Annotated in this window: 20 protein-coding genes; 16 read left to right on the top strand and 4 right to left on the bottom strand. The window is 45.2% G+C overall.

Translation table 11 applies throughout. The features are described from left to right. Positions 1 to 53 precede the first annotated feature (53 nt). From B151_RS0106225 to B151_RS0106210, 4 genes are all read left to right on the top strand, one after another. Positions 54 to 1,472 (top strand): MBL fold metallo-hydrolase, encoded by a 1,419-nt coding sequence (locus B151_RS0106225; protein WP_020402750.1) that lies wholly within the window; start codon positions 54 to 56, stop codon positions 1,470 to 1,472. A gap of 458 nt (positions 1,473 to 1,930) precedes the next feature. Continuing rightward, complete coding sequence (locus B151_RS0106220; RefSeq protein ID WP_020402749.1) at positions 1,931 to 3,658, top strand: SulP family inorganic anion transporter; 1,728 nt, start codon at positions 1,931 to 1,933, stop codon at positions 3,656 to 3,658. Positions 3,659 to 3,676: 18 nt separating this feature from the next. Beyond that, entirely contained in the window at positions 3,677 to 4,903 is a 1,227-nt protein-coding gene (locus B151_RS0106215) for an MFS transporter (protein ID WP_020402748.1), read from the top strand. A gap of 100 nt (positions 4,904 to 5,003) precedes the next feature. Then, complete coding sequence (locus B151_RS0106210; RefSeq protein ID WP_083909875.1) at positions 5,004 to 5,318, top strand: rhodanese-like domain-containing protein; 315 nt, start codon at positions 5,004 to 5,006, stop codon at positions 5,316 to 5,318. 192 nt (positions 5,319 to 5,510) lie between these two features. On the opposite strand, the gene B151_RS0106205 is transcribed toward B151_RS0106210, so the two are convergent. After that, entirely contained in the window at positions 5,511 to 6,107 is a 597-nt protein-coding gene (locus B151_RS0106205; RefSeq protein WP_020402746.1) for a class I SAM-dependent methyltransferase, read from the bottom strand. Between the two features lie 74 nt (positions 6,108 to 6,181). On the opposite strand from B151_RS0106205, the gene B151_RS0106200 reads away from it, so the two are divergent. Then, positions 6,182 to 7,597 (top strand): MBL fold metallo-hydrolase, encoded by a 1,416-nt coding sequence (locus B151_RS0106200; protein ID WP_020402745.1) that lies wholly within the window; start codon positions 6,182 to 6,184, stop codon positions 7,595 to 7,597. Between the two features lie 110 nt (positions 7,598 to 7,707). On the opposite strand, the gene B151_RS0106195 is transcribed toward B151_RS0106200, so the two are convergent. Further along, positions 7,708 to 8,304, bottom strand: a complete 597-nt coding sequence (locus B151_RS0106195; protein ID WP_020402744.1) for a DNA-3-methyladenine glycosylase I — start codon at positions 8,302 to 8,304, stop codon at positions 7,708 to 7,710. Positions 8,305 to 8,407: 103 nt separating this feature from the next. Between B151_RS0106195 and ppc the strand changes: the two genes are divergently transcribed. The 3 genes from ppc to crcB all read left to right on the top strand — a co-directional run bounded on the left by ppc (position 8,408) and on the right by crcB (position 12,763). Beyond that, complete coding sequence (gene ppc / locus B151_RS0106190; protein ID WP_020402743.1) at positions 8,408 to 11,209, top strand: phosphoenolpyruvate carboxylase; 2,802 nt, start codon at positions 8,408 to 8,410, stop codon at positions 11,207 to 11,209. A 67-nt stretch (positions 11,210 to 11,276) separates the two neighbouring features. Continuing rightward, positions 11,277 to 12,368, top strand: a complete 1,092-nt coding sequence (locus tag B151_RS0106185; RefSeq protein ID WP_020402742.1) for a branched-chain amino acid aminotransferase — start codon at positions 11,277 to 11,279, stop codon at positions 12,366 to 12,368. Between the two features lie 2 nt (positions 12,369 to 12,370). Further along, on the top strand, positions 12,371 to 12,763 hold the full coding sequence (crcB, locus tag B151_RS0106180) for a fluoride efflux transporter CrcB (RefSeq protein ID WP_020402741.1): 393 nt from the start codon (positions 12,371 to 12,373) through the stop codon (positions 12,761 to 12,763). 134 nt (positions 12,764 to 12,897) lie between these two features. On the opposite strand, the gene B151_RS0106175 is transcribed toward crcB, so the two are convergent. Then, positions 12,898 to 13,827: a 2-hydroxyacid dehydrogenase gene (locus B151_RS0106175; RefSeq protein WP_026166520.1), complete on the bottom strand. Its 930-nt coding sequence runs from the start codon at positions 13,825 to 13,827 to the stop codon at positions 12,898 to 12,900. 119 nt (positions 13,828 to 13,946) lie between these two features. Continuing rightward, positions 13,947 to 14,510, bottom strand: coding sequence for an NUDIX hydrolase (locus B151_RS0106170; RefSeq protein ID WP_020402739.1), 564 nt, complete (start codon positions 14,508 to 14,510; stop codon positions 13,947 to 13,949). Positions 14,511 to 14,753: 243 nt separating this feature from the next. On the opposite strand from B151_RS0106170, the gene B151_RS0106165 reads away from it, so the two are divergent. The 8 genes from B151_RS0106165 to B151_RS0106130 all read left to right on the top strand — a co-directional run bounded on the left by B151_RS0106165 (position 14,754) and on the right by B151_RS0106130 (position 23,750). After that, positions 14,754 to 15,953 (top strand): S8 family serine peptidase, encoded by a 1,200-nt coding sequence (locus tag B151_RS0106165; protein ID WP_020402738.1) that lies wholly within the window; start codon positions 14,754 to 14,756, stop codon positions 15,951 to 15,953. A 207-nt stretch (positions 15,954 to 16,160) separates the two neighbouring features. After that, positions 16,161 to 17,156, top strand: coding sequence for an adenosine kinase (locus tag B151_RS0106160; RefSeq protein ID WP_020402737.1), 996 nt, complete (start codon positions 16,161 to 16,163; stop codon positions 17,154 to 17,156). Between the two features lie 7 nt (positions 17,157 to 17,163). After that, the gene (locus tag B151_RS0106155; RefSeq protein WP_020402736.1) at positions 17,164 to 17,424 is read left to right on the top strand and encodes a PQ-loop domain-containing transporter; all 261 of its coding nucleotides are present in this window, start codon (positions 17,164 to 17,166) and stop codon (positions 17,422 to 17,424) included. Continuing rightward, positions 17,421 to 18,005, top strand: coding sequence for an RdgB/HAM1 family non-canonical purine NTP pyrophosphatase (gene rdgB, locus B151_RS0106150; RefSeq protein WP_020402735.1), 585 nt, complete (start codon positions 17,421 to 17,423; stop codon positions 18,003 to 18,005). The genes B151_RS0106155 and rdgB overlap by 4 nt, the downstream gene beginning before the upstream one ends. Next, positions 18,002 to 20,278: a GH92 family glycosyl hydrolase gene (locus tag B151_RS0106145; RefSeq protein ID WP_020402734.1), complete on the top strand. Its 2,277-nt coding sequence runs from the start codon at positions 18,002 to 18,004 to the stop codon at positions 20,276 to 20,278. Before rdgB ends, B151_RS0106145 begins: the two co-directional genes overlap by 4 nt. Positions 20,279 to 20,282: 4 nt before the next feature. Next, on the top strand, positions 20,283 to 21,629 hold the full coding sequence (locus tag B151_RS0106140) for a glycoside hydrolase family 47 protein (RefSeq protein ID WP_020402733.1): 1,347 nt from the start codon (positions 20,283 to 20,285) through the stop codon (positions 21,627 to 21,629). Position 21,630: 1 nt separating this feature from the next. Beyond that, positions 21,631 to 23,163 carry a sodium:solute symporter gene (locus B151_RS0106135; protein ID WP_020402732.1) on the top strand — a complete coding sequence of 511 codons (1,533 nt, stop codon included), beginning with the start codon at positions 21,631 to 21,633 and terminating at the stop codon, positions 23,161 to 23,163. 110 nt (positions 23,164 to 23,273) lie between these two features. Next, complete coding sequence (locus B151_RS0106130; RefSeq protein WP_020402731.1) at positions 23,274 to 23,750, top strand: nuclear transport factor 2 family protein; 477 nt, start codon at positions 23,274 to 23,276, stop codon at positions 23,748 to 23,750. Positions 23,751 to 23,764: the final 14 nt, after the last annotated feature.

Raw genomic sequence — 23,764 nt, 5'->3', positions numbered from 1 at the left:
TCAGATTTTTGAATTCCAAGAATATTTAAACAAAACAACACAGGAGAAACACCATGTATTTCAAACAATTCTTTGACGAGCGATTAGCACAATATGCTTACATGATCGGTTGCCAGGCAAATGGCACGGCCATCGTGATTGACCCGATGCGAGACATCGATCAATATATAGAGCATGCAGCCAGCCAAAATCTCACGATCGTAGGCGCGGCCGATACTCACATTCACGCTGATTACATTTCCGGTCTGCGGGAATTTGCCGAGCGCGGAGTAAAAGTCTATGCCTCAGACGAAGGTGACAAAGACTGGAAGTACGAATGGCTGATGAACAGCGATTACGACTACGAATTATTAAACGATGGCGATGAATTTAGCATCGGTAATATCACCATTAAAGCGTGGCATACCCCGGGACATACCCCCGAGCATTTGAGTTACTTCATCACAGATGGAGCCGCCGCGGATGAGCCGATCGGTATTGCCACCGGCGACTTTGTTTTCGTGGGAGATGTTGGACGGCCTGATTTGCTGGAATCAGCTGCAGGACAAGCCAATGTGATGGAGCCTTCTGCCCGAACACTTTTCAAATCAGTAGAAGATTTCAAAAAAGTGCCTGAATTCATGCAAGTATGGCCGGGTCATGGAGCAGGAAGTGCTTGCGGAAAAGCTTTGGGAGCTATTCCCGAAACTACCGTTGGATATGAGCTGCGATACAATAACTCCATCAAATCAGCGACTTCTGAGGATGACTTTGTGAAGTTTATTCTGGAAGGTCAGCCAGAGCCCCCGCTTTATTTCGCACGTATGAAACGCGACAACAAGCTCGGGCCTAAAGTGCTGAAAGGACTTCCACAACCAAAACACCTCAACCTGAATGAGCTGAAAAAATTAGCCGGAAATACCGATGTAGCTCTGCTTGATACCCGTGAACGAGATGAGTTTTCCGAAGGACACATTCCCGGATCATTGCTCTCTCCACTAAACAAGCAGTTCAACACCGTAGCAGGTTCGTACATCACCGAAGAGGAAGAGATCTACTTGATCGTGGAAGAGCACCGTGTGAAAGAAGCCGTTCGTGATTTATACAGAATTGGCCTGGATAACATCGTTGGATTCGTAACCCCAACCGATCTGGACCATTATAAAGAGCAAGGCGGCGAGTTGGAAACCATCACCGTACAGAAATTCGATGAGATCGATCAGTATGTAGGAAATGATGATTACCAGATCCTGGATGTTCGCAAAGCTTCTGAATTTGAGGAAGGCAATATCGAAGGCGCACAAAACATCGCGCACACCCGATTGCTCCCAAGAATGGAAGAAGTGCCGAGTGAGCGAAAGGTTGTAGTTCACTGTCAGGCCGGCGGGCGTTCTGCCGTAGCCGCAGCCTTGCTGCAACGCAACGGTTATGAAGTTGTTCTCATTGACGATGCTTGGGAAAATTACAAATCCAAAGCAGCCGCCACGGCTTAATTGAACGAAGTGGAACCGGTGGTTCCAGCTTGCATTCAGAACGAGCGCTAATATAGGTCGGGCAGCTAGCCCGGCCAAATAACCGGGGCCGGTTAAAAGAGAGTCACCATTTTTGTACCCCGAAAACCCAACCCGCCGGAAGATGAAATGTCTGTCGGGTTCTATAAAAAATGAAAACATTGACATACTGAATAGGTAGTTGGAGAGGCTATTTGACTTGTAAACCAACACCCCTCACAATTCAAGAAGGAACAGTTTTTTGAATTGATCTCCGCTTGAGGAGAGACTTTCCAAGATTGTTGAAAGTTTCTGAGACTAATAAGGTTTTAGATATCTGAAACAGTTAAGGAAATTCCTCCCTTGAGGGAGGTTCAGAATTTTAGCTCGCTAAAATATGCGGAGGGTGTCTGTAGCCAAGGCCATATTGCATTCCCAACCCCATTCCAAAAACCAAAATCATGAAATCCAAATCATCCATTACTAAATACATCCCTATTCTGGATTGGATCAAATCCTATTCTGGAAAAGATGCCAAAGGCGATCTGAACGCAGGTATTACCGTGGGAATCATGCTTATCCCACAGGGAATGGCGTACGCTATGCTTGCGGGACTTCCACCTATCTATGGACTTTATGCTTCCATTGTACCGCTCATTCTTTATGCGATTTTTGGAACCTCGAGGCAGTTAGCTGTGGGGCCGGTTGCGATGGTATCGCTACTTGTGTTAGCAGGCGTTGGTGAAATAGCCGAAGTCGGCAGTGACCGATTTATACAGCTCGCTATCATGACGGCCATGGGAGTGGGGCTTTTCCAGCTCTTCATGGGCGTGTTCAGAATGGGCTTTTTGGTGAATTTTTTATCGCATCCCGTTTTAAGCGGGTTTACCTCAGCTGCGGCGTTGATCATTGGCGGAAGTCAGGTTAAAAGCATTTTAGGGATCGACATCCCCCGCACTAATTATGTGCACGAGATTGTGATGAATACGATCCAGAAAGCAAGTGAAATCGACCCATTCACAGCATTGATCGGTTTCGGTTCCGTAGCAACCATCATCCTCCTCAGAAAATGGAAGAAAACCTTTCCATCAGCTTTAGTAGTCGTTGGATTGGGAACGTTGGTCACCTATTTCTTTAGTCTGCATGAAGCAGGGGTGGCTATTGTAGGACAAGTTCCGGAAGGACTACCAAGTTTTAAACTTACTTCATTCAGCTGGTCCGATTTTGAAGTTATATTTCCGACTATTCTGGTGATTTCGCTGGTGGGATATATGGAGTCTATTGCGGTCGCCAAAGCCATTGCGAACAAGCGAGGTTACAAAGTTGATCCTAACCAGGAGTTGATCGGGTTGGGAGTAGCAAATATTGGAGGTGCCTTATTTCAGAGTTATCCAACTACGGGTGGATTTTCCAGAACAGCGGTGAACGATCAGGCTGGAGCTAGTACAGGCATGGCATCTATCATTAGCGCCGTAATCATTTCATTGACTGTGCTTTTCTTGACTCCACTGTTCTATTATCTCCCCAAAGCTGTGCTGGGGGCAATCATTATAGTTGCCGTAGCCGGGTTGTTTGATTCTCACGAAATGAAGCACCTCTGGAAGACTGACAAAAAGGACCTTGCCATGCTGATGGCAACCTTCATCGCTACACTGGCTTTAGGTATTGAAGAAGGTATTGCGATCGGAGTGCTGTTATCGCTGGGAATGGTGATCTACAACAGCACCAAACCACACAGCACGGAATTGGGTCGATTGGGCGAAACGAAAAATTTCCGAAACATTAACCGCTACAAAGATGCAAAAACGGAAAGAGAGATCCTGGTCTACCGATTCGATTCAGAATTATATTTTGCTAACGTGGAGCATTTTAGGTCAACCATAGATGAATTGATTGACAGAAAAGGGGATAAACTGAAGCTGGTAGTTTTAGACGCATCGGCCATCAACAGCGTGGACTCGACCGGAGTACATGCCCTGGAAGAACTCATCAAGGACCTGGCCGAAAGAAAAGTTGAACTGTATTTTGCCGGCGCCATTGGTCCTGTTAGAGATAAGCTTAAGATTGCAGGCATTACAGATGGCCTCAGTATCACCAATTTCTACTTTGATGTGGCGGAAGCCATTGATGCATACAAATCAGAAGGAAAGATCGAACGGGAATTTTCCCCGGTTCAAACAAATGTTTAAGCGCATGAACAAGATTCAATGAAGCCGCTCGGACTCAAACATAACTGGAAGCAATTCTCGCTGCTGGTGCTCATCAACGCTTTTGTGGGCGGCATGGTGGGACTGGAGCGAACCATTCTTCCAGAGATTGCCGAGAGTGAATTTGGGATTGCCGCACGCTCGGCTATTTTCTCGTTCATCATTGTGTTTGGGATCACTAAGGCGGCTTCGAATTATTTTGCCGGTCGTTTTGCCCAACAGTACGGCCGTAAGAGAATGCTGATCGTTGGGTGGCTGTTCGGCCTGCCCGTGCCTTTTATATTGATGATGGCAGACAGCTGGAACTGGGTGGTATTCGCAAATATGCTGTTAGGTGTGAACCAGGGATTAGCCTGGTCTGCAAATGTGATTATGAAAATTGATCTGGCCGGCAAGAAAGATCGCGGACTTGCTATGGGACTCAATGAATTTGCAGGTTATCTGGCTGTGGCCATTGTAGCATTTTTGACCGGTTGGATTGCTTCAGAATTTGGATTACGTCCCTACCCATTTTATTTGGGGATTGGAATTGCCGGCATTGGTTTATTGCTATCTATTCTTTTTGTGATCGATACAGCCTCCTGGGTTGAAGCCGAGGCCCAGGAAGACGGTAATGAAGAGCGAAGTAAAGAACACTTGTTCAGGAAAGTGTCTTTTGGAGATCGAAACCTGTTTGCGGTTTCCCAATCCGGGATGGCAACGAACTTGAAAGATGGAATGGCTTGGGGAATCTTTCCGCTGTATCTCACTGCTGCCGGACTGGATCTGTATCAGGTTGGAATTGTTACCGGCATTTACCCTGCTTTCTGGGGGATTTTACAGGTAGCGACTGGCAAGCTTTCGGATCATACAGGAAGAAAAAGAATGCTATTTTGGGGATTGATGGTGCAGGCCGGAAGTTTATTGGTTTTCCCCTTATTGAATGAGTTTTATGAATTTGTGATCGCTGCATCATTCCTTGGGATAGGAACAGCAATGGTATATCCCACTTTTTTAGCTTCGGTTGCAGATTTGGTTCATCCCAAAGACCGGGCTGAAAGTATTGGAGTCTTCAGATTGTGGCGTGATGGAGGATATGCCGTGGGCGCCCTCCTTGCTGGTTTTTTTGCAGATTTGTTCGACCTCGGCTTTGCCATCACCATTTCCGGATTCATTGTGATGATATCAGCGGTTACCTTATTATTAAGTATGAACAAACTAAAAGAACCGGTTCACCAAAAATGCTGAAAACATGTGGAAAACGATTTTAACAATAGCGACAATCTTAATTTTAGGAATTATCATGTTCAACATATTCAACAAATCAAATACCGAAACGAAATCAACTATGAGTATTGATATCAGTACCGAAGAATTCAAAGAAAAGAGAGCCGAGACTAAGGGCGTGATCATTGACGTTCGCACCCAGGGTGAATACGAGGAAGGACATCTTGCCGAAGCTGACTATCAGTATGACCTGATGAACGGCGAATTTCAATCGCAGCTGGATAGCCTCAACAAAGAAGAAACCTACTATCTTTACTGCAGAAGTGGAAACCGAAGCGGTCAGGCCGCCCGAATTATGAAAAAAGCAGGCTTCGAGAACGTATATAATGTAGGTGGCTTTGGTGAACTGGTGGATGCCGGTTTTGAGGCGAAGTAGATAGTGTCATTGACTATCCTCCGGAGATATATAGGTTCCTGCCCTCAATAAAAAAGTTGTAGAAAAGTAAAATTACAGGCAATGGCATGAACCTACAAGCTCATTGCCAAGCTCCGGCTTGGCAATGCAGTTCCGGAAGACTGCCTTTGCCGGCAGGCAGGTTCCAGTTTTCATTAGTCAAGCAAAAGTTGCCTAAATCCTTACGGCTATCGCCCGAATCACCATAGCCTTCCCAACGTGATATTTACCTTCACTGAGATCAATTTCCTTTTCCTCCATCCACTCGATCTCTGTTCCGGAAAGCAGATCCCGAAGTTTTTCTTCCGTATATAAAACCCGTTCATCTTTTGGTCCGCCGGAATCACGTCCCAGCTGATTTACGGAATAGACTTCCACCATAATTTTAGCGCCCGGCTTAAGACTTTTGATCACATTGGCGTAAACATCTTTAATGATCGACCGCGGTAAATGCACATAGATGAAAGCCGCAGCATCATAAATCTCCGATCCGAAATCATATTCTGCGAGATCGCTAAGATCATAGCTGATTTCGATCCCTTTCTCTTTGGCTAACTCCAGCGCTTTTTCTCGAGCAGATGAACTGTAATCCACCGCTTGTACCTCCCAACCTTTTTGAGCCGCGTACACTGCATTCCGCCCTTCGCCATCTGCAGGGAGGATGAGTTTTCCGGGTTTCAATTGATCTAACTGCTCAGAAAAAAAGTGATTGGGTTCGGTTCCATATACAAATTCAGGTTCTGAATAGCGTTCATTCCAAAAATCTTTCATAATGGTTTTCGATGGAGTTAAGATGTGGTATTTTCTTCCGGCTCATAAAAACGTAAAATAACACAAACCCATTCATGTTTTTTCAGCAGATCTTTGAGGAGAAATTAGCTCAGTATGCATATCTGATCGGTTGTCAGGCTACCGGAGAGGCGATCATCGTAGATCCCATGCGGGATGTAAATCGCTATATCAGTATTGCCGGGAAGAATAATCTGAAGATCGTAGCTGCTACGGAAACGCATATTCATGCTGACTATCTATCCGGATTGCGGGAGTTTGCAGAAAATGGAGTGAAGGTGTTGGTTTCGGATGAAGGCGATGCCGACTGGAAATACGAGTGGGTGATTGGAAGTGATTACGAGCATCAGTTGCTGAAAGATGGGGATGAATTTGACATTGGCAACATCAAATTCACGGCAAAACATACGCCGGGGCATACGCCTGAGCACCTCTGCTTTTTGGTGACAGATGGTGCAGCTACGGATGAACCGATGGGCATTCTGTCAGGTGATTTCATTTTTGTGGGAGATGTGGGCCGACCCGATCTGCTGGAAACCGCAGCAGGACAACAAGGTGCGATGAAAGAATCAGCCAAAGTGATGTACCATTCCATACTACAGTTCAAACAAATGCCGGAGTATTGGCAGGTTTGGCCGGGTCACGGAGCCGGAAGTGCTTGCGGAAAAGCGCTGGGAGCTATACCGGAATCTACTGTGGGGTACGAACAGCGATTTAACGACTCAATCAAGGCAGCCATCACTGAACAGAGTTTTGTGGATTACATTTTGGATGGTCAGCCTGAACCGCCCTTGTATTTTACCCGCATGAAGCGTGACAACAAACAAGGCCCGGCTGTTTTAGATGAAGTTCCCAAGCCCAAAAACATGACGGTGGAGCAAATCATTGGCCAGGTAAGATTGTCGCAATCAGTTATTTTGGATACCAGAGATCGGCATGCGTTTATGGACGGACATATTCAGGGATCGTTGCTGTCGCCGTTGAATAAGGCATTCAATACCGTGGCCGGATCTTACATTAAAGAAGAGGAGCAGATCTTTTTGATTGTTGAGGAAGACAAAGTAGAAGAAGCCAAACTGGATCTCATCCGCATTGGATTAGATAATATCTCAGGATACGCTACTCCAGCTCAACTTGAAGAATTTGCTGAAAGGGGCGGAGAGTTATTCTCCACAGAAACCATCGACTTCGAAAGAACGGAAGAATACCTGCAATCCGGAGAAGCCTATTTGCTGGATGTCCGGAAACAATCAGAATTTGAAGAAGGCCACATTCCCGGCGCATTAAATATTGCTCATACCCGGTTGTTAGATAGGATGGATGAAGTCCCCAAAGACAAACCGGTGATGGTTTCCTGCCGCTCCGGTGCCAGATCTGCAGTAGCCTCTGCCATGCTTGAGAGAGCTGATTTTGCTGTAAAATACGTGGATGATTTGATCGAGCAGTGGCTCGGGAAGAATATCGAACATTGAACACCGAACATCGAAGGCAGAATTTTTTTCCTCGTTGCCAAGCCGGAGCTTCCGGGACCTCGTTACGAAGGAGGACCTGCGTAACGAGGGGTTGATAAGAATTAGGTAGTTCAATGTTGAGTGTTGGATGTTCCTTGTTCGATATTCAATTCTTCATATCTAAAACAATCCACCGTATGATCCATCACCAAGCCACAGGCTTGCATGTGGGCGTACATGATGGTGCTTCCGGTGAATTTGAATCCGCGCTTTTTGAGGTCTTTGCTGAGGGCATCTGATTCTTTGGTGCTGGCGGGGACTTCCTTCATGTTTTCCCAGTGATTGATAATCGGCTCGCCCCCAACAAACTGCCAGATGTATGCATCAAAACTGCCGAATTCTTCCTGAATTTCCAGAAATAGCTGAGCGTTGGTTACAGCGGACCTGACTTTGAGCTTATTGCGAATAATGCCTTCATATTGAAGCAATTCCTGAACCTTAGCTTCATCAAACCGGGCAACCTTCTCAGGATCGAAATTCGCAAAGGCTTTTCGGTAACCATCGCGCCGTTTAAGGATGGTTGACCAGCTCAAGCCGGCTTGAGCTCCTTCAAGTATCAAAAATTCAAAATGAGTTTGGTCGTCATGTACAGGAACTCCCCATTCTTTGTCGTGATATTGGATGTATTCAGGAAAGGTATCGTCAGCCCAGTTGCAGCGTTTTTTCATGGTGTATCTTAAATTAAATTGGTTCAGATTCCGAAAATACCCAATACTTTATTAGTTTCTAAGTCTCATCACACTCACTTACTCATTAACTAAATTTTATTGTATGTATTGGAAAGAAACCGTCCAAAAACTGGCCGAGAGCAGTGGAATTAGCCAAAATCTGTCAAAGCGTGTTATTAGTTTAACGGAGATCCTGGAAGAGTTGGTAACTGAAAAACACGGGGAGGAGCTGCTAAAAAAATTAGGCCGGCTGCCTGTGGAGAGCATGGAAGCACTTGATAAAGGAAACGAGAAAGTGTTGGCTCGGCTTCAACGGGAAATGAGCGATCTTTCGCTGACTGAGATTAAAAGTGTACTTCAAATGTACACTACGTTTTTTCATTTGGTGAACTCGCTGGAGCAGCATGAAATTAGTCGGGTGAACCGAAGCAGGGAGTTTGAAGAAACCCCGGAATCTCCCCGAAAAGAAAGTATTGCAGAAGCCGTTTACCGAATGAAAGAGGCCGGGTACAGCTACGAAGAAGCGCTGGATGTGTTCCGCCAGATGGACATTCAGCCAACGATCACGGCTCACCCCACCGAAGCTCGCCGAAGAAGTGTATTGCTGAAGCAACAGGAATTGGCATCCATGATCTCCCGCCTGGGCGACAGTGATATCACCCCGGATGAAAAAATTGATCTTCGCCGGGAGATCCATAACCAATTGAATTTGTTGTTACTGACCGATGAAGTGCGAGCTGAACGACTTTCGGTGGAGGATGAAGTGGAAAACGGGTTATTCTATTTCACGCACTCTATCTGGGATTCCATTCCGGTTCTTTATCGTGATATTCGTCAGGCTTTTGATACCTATTATAATAAACGGCCCGAAGTACCCATCGTGCTGAAATATCGTTCGTGGATCGGGAGTGACCGGGATGGAAATCCAAATGTAACTTCCAGTGTAACCTGGGATACCGTAGTTCAGCAGCGTAAAACGGTGCTGAGTATGTACCTGGATGAGTTGAATGAGCTTCGAAGGTATTTGAGTGTTTCAGATAAACAAACGGCTGTTTCTGAAGCTCTTAGCAAATCGTTGAAAGAAGATGAGAAGAACTTTCCGATCGATAACCGGATAAAAAAACGATACAAGCATGAATTGTATCGCCGAAAAGTGGCGCACATCATGGAAAAGGTGCAGTTTCTGCTTGATGCACTGGATGGCGATAAGAAAGAGATCCTTGAAAAATCTGTGAAGTATACTGCACAGGAATTTATTGCGGATCTGCAGCTAATCCGTGACAGCTTGGCTGAAAATGGATTGCCGGGTTTGAATGAGCAGGGCAAGCTTCAGGATCTGATCATTCGTGCCAAAACCTTTGGCTTTCACCTGAGTGCGCTGGACATCCGTCAGCATAGCCGTTTGCATGAAGAAACGGTACAGGAATTACTTCATAAAGCAAAAGTAGTTGATAATTACAGCGAGCTTAGTGAGGAGGAGAAGATCGAGCTGTTGGTGAATGAGCTTTCAAATCCGCGCCCGCTTAGTCCGGTTCAAAGCAAACGTTCTGAAGTGGCTTCCAAAGTGATGACCGTGTTTGAAGAGATCCGGGATATGCTGCAATTGAATCCGGATATCTTTGGAAGTTATATCATCAGTATGACGCACGGCATTAGCGATATGCTGGAAGTGATGCTCATCGCCAAGGAAGTGGGATTATGGCGTTCCGAAAATGGCGAAGTGGAAAGTCAGCTCGATGTAGTGCCTCTTTTTGAAACCATCGAAGATCTTGAAAAAAGTGCAGACCTGATGGGACAAATGTACGAGCACAAACTGTACGCCAATCATCTAAAATCCCGTAACGGATTCCAGGAAATCATGCTCGGCTACTCCGATTCCAACAAAGACGGTGGTTATTGGATGGCCAATTGGGCGCTCAATAAGGCACAGTATGAACTTGGGACTGTTTGCCGGGAACATAATGTCGATTTCAGGTTATTCCATGGCCGGGGTGGAACCGTGGGACGTGGAGGAGGGCAGTCGAATCAGGCTATTGTAGCGATGCCGGCTGTGGCCAACAATGGACGTATTCGTTTTACGGAACAGGGAGAAGTGATCTCATTCCGTTATATGCTGTCGTCAATCACCCACCGCCACCTCGAACAAATTGTAAACGCGATGGCTCGTGTAACTATGGCTCAATATTCTGAATCTCCCGGCTATCTTTCCGGAAAAGAAGGAGAACGTGCCATCATTGAGGAACTGGCGGAAACTTCCATGAAAGCCTATCGTGACCTGATCGATGACCCCGATTTTTGGGATTGGTATTCGGCCATCACCCCAATTGAGCATATTGGGAAACTGCCGATCGCTTCCCGGCCTGTTTCTCGGGGTTCTTCCGATGAAATGACTTTCGACACCTTAAGAGCAATTCCCTGGGTATTTGCATGGACACAGGTTCGGTATAATGCACCGGGCTGGTATGGTTTTTCAGAAGGCCTCGATGCCGTTCAAAAGGAGCACAGCAATGCGCTCGAGATCCTCAAGAAATGGAATAAAGAGTGGACGTTCTTCAAAACTGTATTAAACAATTCCCAACGCGAGATGGCCCGGACTCACCTTGCAACATCTGCGCTTTACAATCGTGAAGGAGAGCCGTTTCATCAAAAACTGACAGATCAGTTTAATCAGACCGAAAAATGGGTTACATCTATTACCGGTTATGAGCATATTTTGGATCACAACAAAGTGATACAGAACTCGATCTCGTTTCGTAATCCGTTTACCTATCCGCTGAATTTTATTCAGGCTGAATTGTTGAAACGATGGAAAAAAGCAGAATCAAATAAACAAAAAGAGGAACTTACTGAAGTACTGTTCCTGAATATCAATGGAATAGCAGCTGCCATGCAGAGTACAGGATGATCTCCTTTTAACCATTATTAATGAGGCCGGCACTGTTATTTAATCCGAAACGTGTTATTTTAAAAGTATGATGAATGAGATTATTTCCAATACCGATATAAACATAAAACCCGTCGAAAAAAGCCGCATTCATGAGGTTGATTTTAATAACCTTGTGTTTGGCCGAAAATTCTCAGACCACATGTTTGAAATGCACCATGTGGACGGTAATTGGGGAAAGCCGGTCATAAAACCTTACGGTCCTTTTGAGATCACTCCGGCCATGAATGTACTGCATTACGGGCAGGCTGTATTTGAAGGAATGAAAGCCTACTATGTGGATGAGCAAACGGTTCATATCTTCAGGCCGAAGACCCACCATGAACGTTTCAATAATTCCTGCCGCAGAATGTGCATCCCTGAAACCGAATACGAGATGTTCATTGATGCACTGGAATCACTCATAAAATTAGATCATCAGTGGATCCCGAAAAAGGCCGGAACGGCATTATACATTCGTCCATTTATATTTGCTTCGGATGATCTGCTGGCTGCCCGCTCTTCTGATAAATTTACCTACCAAATTATTACTTCCCCGGTAGGAGCATACTATGCTGAGGGCTTTAATCCCGTCTCATTAACTACCACGGATGAATATGTTCGGGCAGTTAAGGGTGGAACCGGGGAAGCCAAAGCAGCCGGAAATTATGCCGGAAGTTTTCTCCCGGCTAAAAAAGCTAAAGAAGACGGCTACACACAAGTACTGTGGCTGGATGCAAAAGAGCATAAATATATTGAGGAAGTGGGAACCATGAACATTCATTTCCTAATTGGTGATACCCTGGTAACACCGGCGCTTACCGGATCCATACTTCCGGGGGTAACCCGTCGTTCTGTGATCGCTCTCGCTAAGGAATGGGGGCTGAATGTGGAAGAACGCCGCATCACGATCGATGAATTGTTTGAGGCGCATGCAGATGGAACGCTTAAAGAAGTGTTTGGGTCGGGTACCGCAGCCGTGGTCTCTCCGGTAGGGTTAATTCATCACAAAGGAAAAACCATAACTCTGGATCGGGAGAAACCCGGTAAGTTTGCTCAAAAGTGCTTTGATGCCATCACGGATATTCAATATGGTCGTTCGGAAGACAAATTCGGCTGGGTGCATAAAGTGAGCATCTGAGCATGAATGTTGACCTCATCAAAATAATAGCAGTCGGCTCCGGTGGTTTTATCGGAGCCGTTTTTCGTTATTTGATCTCGCTCTTTGCCCTGTCTCAATTTCCGGATACCAAATTTCCGGTTGGAACCATTACAGCAAACTTGTTGGGCTGCCTCATCATCGGTTTTTTAGCCGGATTTTTTGAGATCAAATCATGGGGCCATCCCGAATTACGCTTGTTTATTTTTGTAGGGATCCTGGGCGGATTTACTACCTTCTCGACCTTCTCTCATGAAACCTTTTTACTTTTCGAAAATGGCAAACTATTGATGAGTCTCGCTAACCTTGGAATACAAGTGGTGTTTGGATTGATATTTGTATGGCTTGGATATCAGGCAGTGAGGTTGTTTGGGTGATTAACTATTAGCCGTCAGTCTTTAGCTTTCAGTGCTATCTAACTGTTTTAGATAGTACGGTCTTATTTAAGATTTCCGTTGTTTTTATTCTAAGTAAAACTGATCGCTGAGGTATGAAAGCTGATAGCTAAGAATCAATACCCTCTTTCTCTATCTACTTCATACAACAATTCCATTCCAGACATAGCTCGTTTATAGTTTTCAACCAACAATTCAGCAGCTTCCTTTGCAGGAGTAATAGCAGCTACATGAGGGGTGATCATAATTTGCTTCCTATTCCAGAAGGAATGGTTTTTGGGCAGGGGTTCTTCCTCAAAAACATCCAGGCAAGCACCCTGCAGATACCCCATGTCAAAAGCATAGATAAGGTCTTCTTCCACGAGATGATCTCCACGGCCCACGTTGATCAGATAGCCTGGCTTTTTTAGTTTTTTAAAAAGTTCAAGATCCAGAATTCCATCGGTTTCCGGTGTGAGGGGAAGCAGGTTTATAAGAATGTTAGTTGCGTTCAGAAAAGGATCGAGTTCTTCTTTGCCGGCAAAAGAGTCCATACCTTTAAGCTCTTTTTTTGAGCGGCTCCAGCCGGAAACTTTGTATCCTTGTTGCTCCAATAATGTTGCAACATGTTTTCCCATTTCCCCTAAACCCATGATGCCCACTGAGGTGTTATCTTTTGGAATGATGCCTTTCTGTTCCCAAGATCCCTTCTTTTTCAATTCCACATAATCATAAAAATTATGGCGGTAATTCAGGATCGCATTCAACACATACTCGGCCATCTGCTCTTGTAATGAACCGGTGATGAGCCGGCAGATTGGAACGTCGTCATCCAGGCTTTTATCATCCAATAAATGATTGACACCGGCTCCCAAAGAGGAAACGGCCCGCAAATTGGGGTAGTTACCTAATACTTTTTCGGGGTGATCCCAGCATACCGCAAAAGTCACACGTTCTTTCTTGTCAACCCGAGGCCAGATTTCTACATCTAAGTTTGGATCTTTTTCAAGCAGTGCATTCTCAAGGGAACTGAAATCACGTTTTTTTGCTACGAGTAACAGGGACATAAATGGCTTTGTTTTAAGTGAGTCAAGAAGATAAGAATTACAGGTTTTGATTTTTGCAATCAGCCCGAATTTCATTTCAAAAAAAGATAGGCATATAACTGAAGCTTGAAAGCTGACAGCTATTCTGTAAAAAAATCACGGGTAATCTCCACAAACTCACTCATCATCATGGCTGTGGCACCCCAAAGTGGAACGTGGTGTATATCCCAAAAAGGAACTTTGTAAGGAACATCGCGCAGTTTCCATTCTTCAGTGATCAAGAGTTGGTTAGAGATAAAATCCCGAAGCGGAACCGTGATGATCTCATCCACTTCGTTAGGGTTACGGGTGAATTCCTGCTTTTCGGTCAATAAAGCCACTACAGGGGTTACCATATTGTCGGAATGACCGACATAAAGCGGAGTCAGCCTTCCAAGTACCTCTGCAAATTGGGGGTGCAAGCCAATTTCTTCCTGCGCTTCCCTGAGTGCGGTCTCTTCGATGGTTTCATCTCCTTCTTTGCCGCCACCCGGAAAACTAAGTTGTCCGCCGTGATTGATAGTCTTGGTTCGCAGCGTGAAAAGTACTTCCAGTTCTTCTTTCCAGGTAATGACAGGTACCAAAACACTGCTGTTTCGAAAATCGTCATTGGCCGGTTCATAATTTCGGGGGCTATTGTTTCCATTGATGGGAAAGGGGGCCATTTTTCTTTGCGCCTTTCTTCCTGGGAGAGAGTGATTTAACCGTTTTTGTAAATATTTGTGAAAATTATTTTGTAACAAAATGCCTCTTTATCACTGTTATTAACAGATAATGCTAAAAAATCAGCAGAAAATACCGCCAAGTTACATCCATTTCTTTAGGGTAAAGGTCGGTATTCTGCTTCAAGCTTATCTCGCCTCATTCATCTGGGTATAATAGAAACAAAAACACAATCATTCATATTTATGAAAAGTATAATTACAAAATTGACTACCGGAACATTAGTGCTAATGTTGGCAGTTGTAGGATGTCAAAACGTAAACGACATTTCACAAGACGAACCGGTTAATCAGAATAAGACCATTGAGGGACAGTACACCGTGGTGATGAAAGACAGCCCTACCGGTAAATTTAAAGTTGGTAATAAGATGCAGATCGCCCAGGTAAGGGCAGAAGTGTTGGAAAGAGCTGAGGTATCAGAAGAGAATGTGCTGAATACCTACAACAATACCATTGCCGGTTTTACCGCCAAGCTTAATGACGGGCAGTTGGAAAAGCTCAAAAACGATGAAAATGTTTCCTATATAGAGGAAGACAGAATTGTGATCTTTGCGCCCCCATGTGGAACTCCAAATGGAGGTGCCTGTGAAGATCCCGGTGATGGTGGAGGAGGATCTCAGTCTACTCCCTATGGAATTACCCGTGTGAATGGAGGTGTAAGCTACACCGGAAGTAATGTTGCCTGGGTTATCGATACCGGAATTGATCTGGATCATCCGGACCTGAATGTTGATGCTTCCAGAGGATTCAATGCCTTTACAAGCGGAAGAGATGGAAAAAGCCTTGATGATGGCAATGGACATGGTACTCACGTAGCCGGAACGATTGCTGCTCTCGATAATAGCGAAGGCGTAATTGGTGTGGCTGCCGGCGCAACGGTGATTCCGGTAAAAGTGCTGGATAGCCGTGGCAGCGGATCTTACTCAGGGGTTATTGCCGGAGTGGATCATGTGGGAGCCAACGGTTCGAATGGCGATGTTGCTAACATGAGTTTGGGTGGTCCAACCTCGCAAGCTCTGGATGATGCCGTATTAGCAGCTGCATCCAATGGAATTAAATTTGCGCTTGCAGCAGGAAATGAAGGTGAAGATGCCAACAACTCATCACCTGCACGTGTAAACGGGTCCAATATCTACACTATTTCTGCGATGGACAGCAACGACGACTGGGCTTATTTCTCAAATTATGGAAATCCTCCGGTTGATTATGCTGCACCGGGTGTAAGTGTGAGTTCAACATGGAAAGATGGTGGTTACAATACCATTAGCGGAACTTCCATGGCTTCTCCGCATGCCGCAGGGGTGCTGTTGCTTGGTAATGCAAGCACGGATGGCACCGTGAATGGCGATCCTGACGGAGATGCAGATCCGATCATCGTTCACTAAAGTTTTTGTACCCCAAACCAAAGCCGTTACTCTGAATAGGGTAACGGCTTTTTTTATGTATGCTCAGAAATTCTTCAACAAAAAAGTTAAGCTGGTTGGATGGTTTTTAAAGAAGACGGTATGTCCGTACTTTTAGGCCGCTAATTTCAAAAAAAAGAAATGAATGAACTTGCATGCCGCAAAGCGATGTAAGTGACAGAACGATATATGACAAAAAAATATAATGTGTACGGCATCGGTAATGCCCTGGTAGATCTTGAATTCCGGGTGGATCCCGATTTTTTGGCAAAGCATGAAGTTAAAAAAGGCCTGATGACACTGGTGGATGAAGAAACCCAGCATAGGCTTATCTCTGCGATCGATCACAACAATACAAACAAGAAATCGGGAGGGTCGGCTGCAAATACGGTGATCGCTGTTTCCCAATTTGGCGGAAAGGCGTTCTATTCCTGCAAAGTGGCCAACGATGAATTCGGGGACTTTTACCTGAAGGATATGGAAGAAGCAGGTATCCCGACTAACTTTGACCGTCAGGATAGGGAAGAAGGTATCACCGGAAAATGCCTGGTAATGATCACCGAAGATGCCGACCGCACCATGAATACGTTTTTAGGGATCTCATCCGGACTTTCAGTGAATGAAGTAGACGAACGCGCCATTAAGGATTCCGAATTTGTGTACCTGGAAGGTTATCTGGTTGCCGCTGAAGATGGACTGGAAGCCATGAAACACGCTAAAAAAGTGGCTGAAGAAAATAATGTGAACACGGCAATCACACTTTCGGATCCTTCCATTGTTGAAATCTTTAAGAATAATTTTAGAGAAGTGATCGGCGCTTCGGTGGATCTCTTGTTCTGTAACGAACAGGAAGCGAAAGCCTTCACCGGAAAAGACGACCTGATGGAAGCACGGGAAGAACTGAAGCAAGAGGCAAAAAGATTTGTGATCACCCAGGGAAAGAACGGAGCTATGATTTTTGACGGAGATACTTTCATCGACATTGAGCCTTATGAGGTGAAAGCCGTAGATACCAACGGTGCCGGCGATATGTTTGCCGGTGCTTTTTTGTATGGGATCACCAATGGATTAGGCTTTGCCAACTCCGGAAAATTGGCCAGCCTGGCGGGGTCTAAGATCGTATCTCAATATGGACCCCGGTTAAAATGGCACGAAGTTCAGGAATTATTACACCAATTGAAGTAAAGGATCTATGACAGGAATTGAATTTTTAGGATGGGCAGGTTTCGGAATTTTAGTTGCCGCCTGGATTCCCCAAACATTGGATACATTAAAAGCCGGGAAGACGGAGATGAACATAGCTTTCATCATTATGTATTTTTCTTCCAGTTTGTTGCTGACCATTTATTCAGTGATCACGGAAGATCCGGTTTTCACGGCATTGAATGCACTCCTGACGATCGGAAGTGGCATAAACATGTACTATAAGTTATTTCCAAGAAAGCGCTTATGAAACTGAAGAAACTGGTTATAGCATCTCAAAATCCCCATAAAATTGAGGAAATGCAGCAGATCCTGAAACCATTGGGGATTCAGGTATTGTCTACACATGATTTTCCGGATCTTGAAGAAGTAGAAGAAGATCGGGAAACCCTGCAGGGAAATGCACTTAAAAAAGCCCGATATGTGTCAGCTGAAACGGGGCTTCCTGCTCTTTCCGATGATACCGGACTGGAAGTGGATGCCCTTGATGGAGCCCCCGGTGTTTTTTCGGCCCGCTATGCCGGCGAAGATGCAAGCTATAAGGATAATCTCGAAAAACTGCTTTCCGAGATGGAGGGGAAAACCGTCCGCTCTGCTCAGTTTCGAACCGTGGTTGCATTAGTAAAGGGCACCGAAGAATTTACCTTTGAAGGAGTATGCAAGGGGGAGATCCTAACATCAAAAAAAGGGGAAAAAGGATTTGGTTACGATCCGGTTTTTCGTCCGCAAGGATATGAACTTACATTCGCGGAATTAGACAGTTCCACTAAAAACAAGATCTCCCACCGGGGCAGAGCGGTTCAAAAATTTGTAGAATTCCTGGAAAAATGAAGACATCATCAAATCTTGCAGGCCTAAAGTCCTCATCCGGTAAATTGATGTGGTCTGCTTTGATGATGATGTTTCTTGCAGGTTGTTCCAATTTCCAAAATCCGAACAACTTCGTGGATGTGTTCATTGGAACCGGCGGGCACGGACATACACATCCCTCGGCAACGGTTCCTTTCGGGATGATCCAACCCGGCCCCGTAAACGGGACAAACGGCTGGGACTGGGTATCCGGTTATCACTATTCGGACAGTGTCATCAGCGGTTTTACACAAACCCATCTCAGCGGAACCGGTATAGGGGATCTAAACGATATCCTCATTCAACCGGTAAATGGTGAAATAGATCTTTCAGCATCCAGAAGAAAAGATGGGAGAAGGTTTTACGCTTCTGCTTTCAGTCATGATCTGGAAAAAGCTGTTCCGGGATATTACAGCGTATTGCTCAATGCTTATGATATTAATGCTGAGATGACAGCTACAGAACGGGTGGCAATGTATCGCTTTACCTATCCTGATTTTGAAGACCGATCCCTGCTCATTGATCTGGGTTTTTCGGTGAACTGGGACCACCCTGATTCGACCCTCATTCGAAGGGTTGATGCAAACACACTCTCAGGATATCGAATGTCATCGGGTTGGGCAGCTGATCAGTATCTTTATTTTGCGATGCAATTCTCAGAACCTTTTGATTTTGAGGGAGCAGTGGTTGATTCCGTGCTAAAATCCATAGGAGATCAAGCAAAAGCCAATGAGATCTTGGTAAAACTGCATTTTAAAAATCGTGGGGAAAAAATATTGGCTAAAGTAGCTATTTCGGCTGTAAGTGAGGAAGGGGCTCTGCTTAATCTTTCAACTTTAGAAGGCTGGAATTTTGAAGAAACACGTTATGCTGCGGAGATCAAATGGCAAAAGGAGCTGGACAAGATTACGATTAAAGCAGACCGGGAAACAAAGACGAAGTTTTATACGGCACTATATCATACTAAGTTGGCTCCCGTCCTTTATTCGGATGCAGACGGTTCATACCGGGGCGGTGACCAGAAGATCTATAATAATCCCGAAAGCAACCGATATTCTGTTTTTTCATTGTGGGATACTTTCAGAGCGCAGCATCCTCTGCTAACTATCACTGATGCAGATCGAGTTAATGACCTGATCAAGACCATGCTGGACTTTTATAAGGAAACCGGATTTTTGCCTGTTTGGGAACTGCATGGAAACGAGACCAATACAATGACGGGCTATCATGCCATTCCTGTGATTCTGGATGCCTATCAAAAAGGATTTCGCGGTTCTGATGCCGAACTTGCCTTCGAAGCTATGAAAGCAAGTGCGATGCAAGACCAAAGGGACAGTGACTTGTACAGACAATATGGGTATATCCCGTCCGAATTGGGGGTAGAATCGGTGACTAAAACACTTGAATATGCCTACGATGACTGGTGTATTGCTGAGATGGCCCGCTTGCTGGGCAAAGATGAGGATCATAAGTATTTTGAAAGACGATCGAATTACTGGAAAGCACTATACGATCCCGATACAAAGTTTATGCGGGGTAAAACAAAAGATGGGAAATGGACAGAACCCTTCGATCCGTTGCGTTCAACCCATCGTCACTCCACGGATTATACTGAGGGAAATGCCTGGCAACACAGTTGGTTCGTACCCCACAATGTGGATGCTTTGATAGACCGTATGGGAGGTGATGCTTCTTTTGTCGCCCGACTCGACTCCATGTTTGAGATGCCATCCCGGATCACCGGAGAAGATATCTCACCAGATATCTCGGGAATGATAGGGCAGTATGCACATGGTAACGAGCCCAGTCATCATATTGCTTATCTATACAACTATGCCGGCACACCCTGGAAAACACAATACCGGGTACGGCAAATTTTGGATAGCCTGTATACTACGGAGCCGGATGGACTGAGCGGAAACGAAGATGCGGGTCAGATGTCAGCTTGGTACGTGTTCAGTGCGTTGGGCCTGTATCCTGTGAATCCTGCCAATGGGATCTATGTGGTCGGTACACCGATAATTGAAAAAGCCGTGATCTCGCTTCCGCGCAATAAAGCTTTCACTATAGAGGCCCAAAATCTTTCCAAAGAAAATATCTACATTCAGTCCGCAGAGCTGAACGGAAAACCCCTTTCCAAAAGCTATATAACACATAAAAAAATTATGAATGGTGGGGCATTGGTTTTCAAAATGGGAAATAGCCCAAACAAAAACTGGGCAATTGGCAGTAACAGCCGACCTCCAAAAAGATAGCATCATGAAAACGTATATCGGAGTAATTTTTCTTTCTCTGTTGATCTTTGGTTGTGAGAAGAATCATAAATCGGAAAAGGAAGCGATGGCAGAGCAGGTAAAAGCCGAATTCCGGCATACCTGGAATGGATATAAGCAATATGCCTGGGGTGAAGATGAGCTTTTACCGCTTTCGGGCTCTTACAGAAATTGGTACGACACTTCATTTGTGATGACACCCGTAGATGCTTTTGATACCATGCTGCTTATGGGAATGGAAGAAGAAGCAGAAGAAACCAAAGAACTAATATTTGAAAGCTTAAATTTCGATCAGGATATATTCGTGCAGGTTTTTGAGGTCAATATTCGTCTTTTGGGCGGGTTACTTTCTGCCTACCAAATGGATGGAGACGAACGGTTCTTAACCCTTGCCGAGGACTTGGGCAACAGGCTGCTTCCCGCCTTCGATTCTCCCACGGGAATGCCTTATGTGCGTGTTAACCTGCGTACCGGCGAAACAGAATGGCCGGTAAATAATCCTGCAGAGATCGGAACTTTGATGCTTGAATTTGGCTCCCTCAGTAAACTTACCGGGAACCCGGAATTCTACACGAAAGCCAAAAATGCTGTTCAGGCTCTTTTCAATAAACGATCTGAGATCGGGCTTGTGGGAACTACCATTGACGTTGAAACGGGTGAATGGCAAAACACGGAATCGCATATCAGCGGTCGGATCGACTCCTACTATGAATACCTGCTCAAGTCCTGGCTGCTGTTTGAAGACAAAGACTTTTTGACCATGTGGGAAGCTTCCATTCCTGCGGTCAATACCTATTTGCTGGATCGGGTAGAGTCGGGGACATGGTATGGATACGCCGATATGTACACCGGTGAACGAACCAGAACACACTACGGTGCTTTGGATGCATTTATGCCGGGACTTTTGGTGTTGGCTGACCAAATTGAGTTGGCCAAAGAACTTCAGGAATCCAATTTCAAGATGTGGCAGCTCACCGGCATTGAACCGGAAGCGATAGACTACGTCAATATGGAAATATTATCCGATGCATACTTTCTTCGGCCTGAGAACCTGGAATCTGCCTATTATCTGTATGGTGCTACAGGAGATGCAAAATATCTTGAAATGGGAAAAGTAATGTTCCAAAGCCTGATCGAATATTGTAAAACCGATATCGGTTATGCCGAACTGGAAGATGTGCGAACCAAAGAACAAAAAGATGCTATGCAAAGCTTCTTTTTGGCGGAAACATTGAAATATGCATATCTGCTTTTTGCTGAGGAAAATGTTCTCGATCCCGATAAATATGTACTCAATACTGAAGCACATCCACTAACTAAAACCTGGCCTTAATATGGAGTTTTCTCCGGTCGATTACATTGTCATTGTCGTTTATTTGATAAGCGTTGCCTTCTTAGGTTTGCGGGCTTCAGGCAAACAGACCTCCACAAAGGATTATTTTTTAGGAGGAGAAGGCATTCCCTGGTGGGCCGTACTTTTTTCTATTGTGGCTACCGAAACAAGTACCTTAACTTTTATCAGCATTCCCTCTGTGGCCTATGGGGGAAACCTTACTTTTCTGCAGATCACCATTGGGTATATCATCGGGCGGACGGTAGTAGCCCTGTACTTTCTGCCGAAGTACTATGAAGGGGATCTCCATACCGCCTATACCTTTCTTGAGCACCGCTTTGGAGATTCCATGCGAAATGTAGCCAGTACCACATTCATGGTAACGCGCTTGCTGGCAGACGGCGTGCGTTTATTTGCAACAGCGATCCCACTTGCCATTATTTTACGGCTGGGAGGCGCCTTTGCCGGCTGGGGCGATCTGGAAGTATATGTTTTCTCCATTATCCTGATTTCCGCGATCACCTTGATCTATACCTTTTTTGGAGGGATAAAGGCGGTGGTTTGGATGGATTTTGTACAAATGATCGTCTACATAGGAGGGGCTTTTATTGCCATCGGGGTTTTGATCGGAAACATGCCCGGCGGATTTGAGCTGCCGGCCGAAAAATTACAACACATTGACCTCGGTTTCGATCACAGTTTCAAAGACTTCATTGCACAACCCTACACGCTGATCACAGCTGTAGTTGGCGGGGCGGTATTTTCGCTGGCATCCCACGGCACCGATCAATTATTGGTGCAGCGCGTATTAGCCACCCGTAATTTAAAAGCCGGCCAAAAGGCCATGATCTGGAGCGGTATCATTGTGATGTTTCAGTTTGGGCTGTTCCTGGCCATCGGATTGTTGTTATACATGTTTTACCAGGGACTTTCTGCAGAAGCTCTCGGATTAGCCACCACAGACGAGATCTTCGCCAAATTCATCGTACAAGAACTGCCTGTTGGGATATCGGGACTGATCGTAGCCGCCCTGTTTGCAGCCGCAATGAGCAGCCTGAGTTCCTCGTTGAATTCCCTGGCCTCATCCACCACTTACGATCTTTATAAACCCTATTTCGGTAAAGGAAACTCTGAGGCAGATGATCTCGCCATGTCTCGAAAATTTACCTTGGGCTGGGGCATCATTCTAAGCGTGTCGGCCGTATTTTTTGCCGTGCTGCAGCTGGAGGGAGGCGAACGGCCTGCCATTGTAGAACTGGGGCTGGGCATTGCCTCCTACACGTACGGCGGTTTACTGGGGACTTTTCTACTGGGAATGTTCTTTTCAAAGCCCAACAAAACCGATGCAGTCATCGGCTTTTTCTGTGGATTGATTTCCTTGCTTTTTATGGTGCAAGGGCCCATCCAAAACATCCTGCCCGGAGAAGGACTTGCCATTGCCTGGCCATTGTACACCTTAGTGGGAAGCCTGGTGGTGATTGGTGCGGGACTGCTAAGTTTTTGGGTTAGGAAATTGTTGGATAGAACTAATTAAGCACATTCTGACAGCCTCACAGATACAAAAAGAGAATTGATAGTTCTTGGTGAAACTTTGTGGCGATAATAAATTGATGTAGACATCTAATTTTAAATAATTCCTGGCTTATGCATCAAAATAAAAAAAGCATCCAAAAACTTTACACCGGTCTCCAAAATTTGGATGCGGAAATGATGCTGAGTTGCTATCACCCCGAAGCTACTTTCGAGGATCCGATTTTTAAGCTTGATTCCAAAGATGAAATTGCAGGAATGTGGGGCATGTTGTGTAACGGGGCACGTGAGTTTGAGATGAGTTTTAAGGTACTTGAGGCTGATGATAAGTCCGGTTCAGCCCAAATAGAAGCATACTATCTTTTCTCAAGTACCGGAAGAAAAGTTCATAATGTAATCAACGCGAATTTTTTGTTTAAAGATGGATTGATCATCCGCCATCACGACCGGTTTGATTTTTACCGCTGGTGCAGGCAAGCGCTTGGTTTTTCAGGAATTGTTTTGGGATGGTCCCCTTTTTTACAGAAAAAAGTACAGCAGCAGGCTCGTAAAAACCTGGAAGGGTATCGATCAAAAAGCATTTCAAAGTAATAGTTATTGAATGC

It is taken from the genome of Gracilimonas tropica DSM 19535 (assembly GCF_000375425.1).
GTDB lineage: Bacteria > Bacteroidota > Rhodothermia > Balneolales > Balneolaceae > Gracilimonas > Gracilimonas tropica.
Note: the sequence above shows the minus strand (reverse complement) of the source record. Positions and strands in the feature narration are given on the sequence as shown.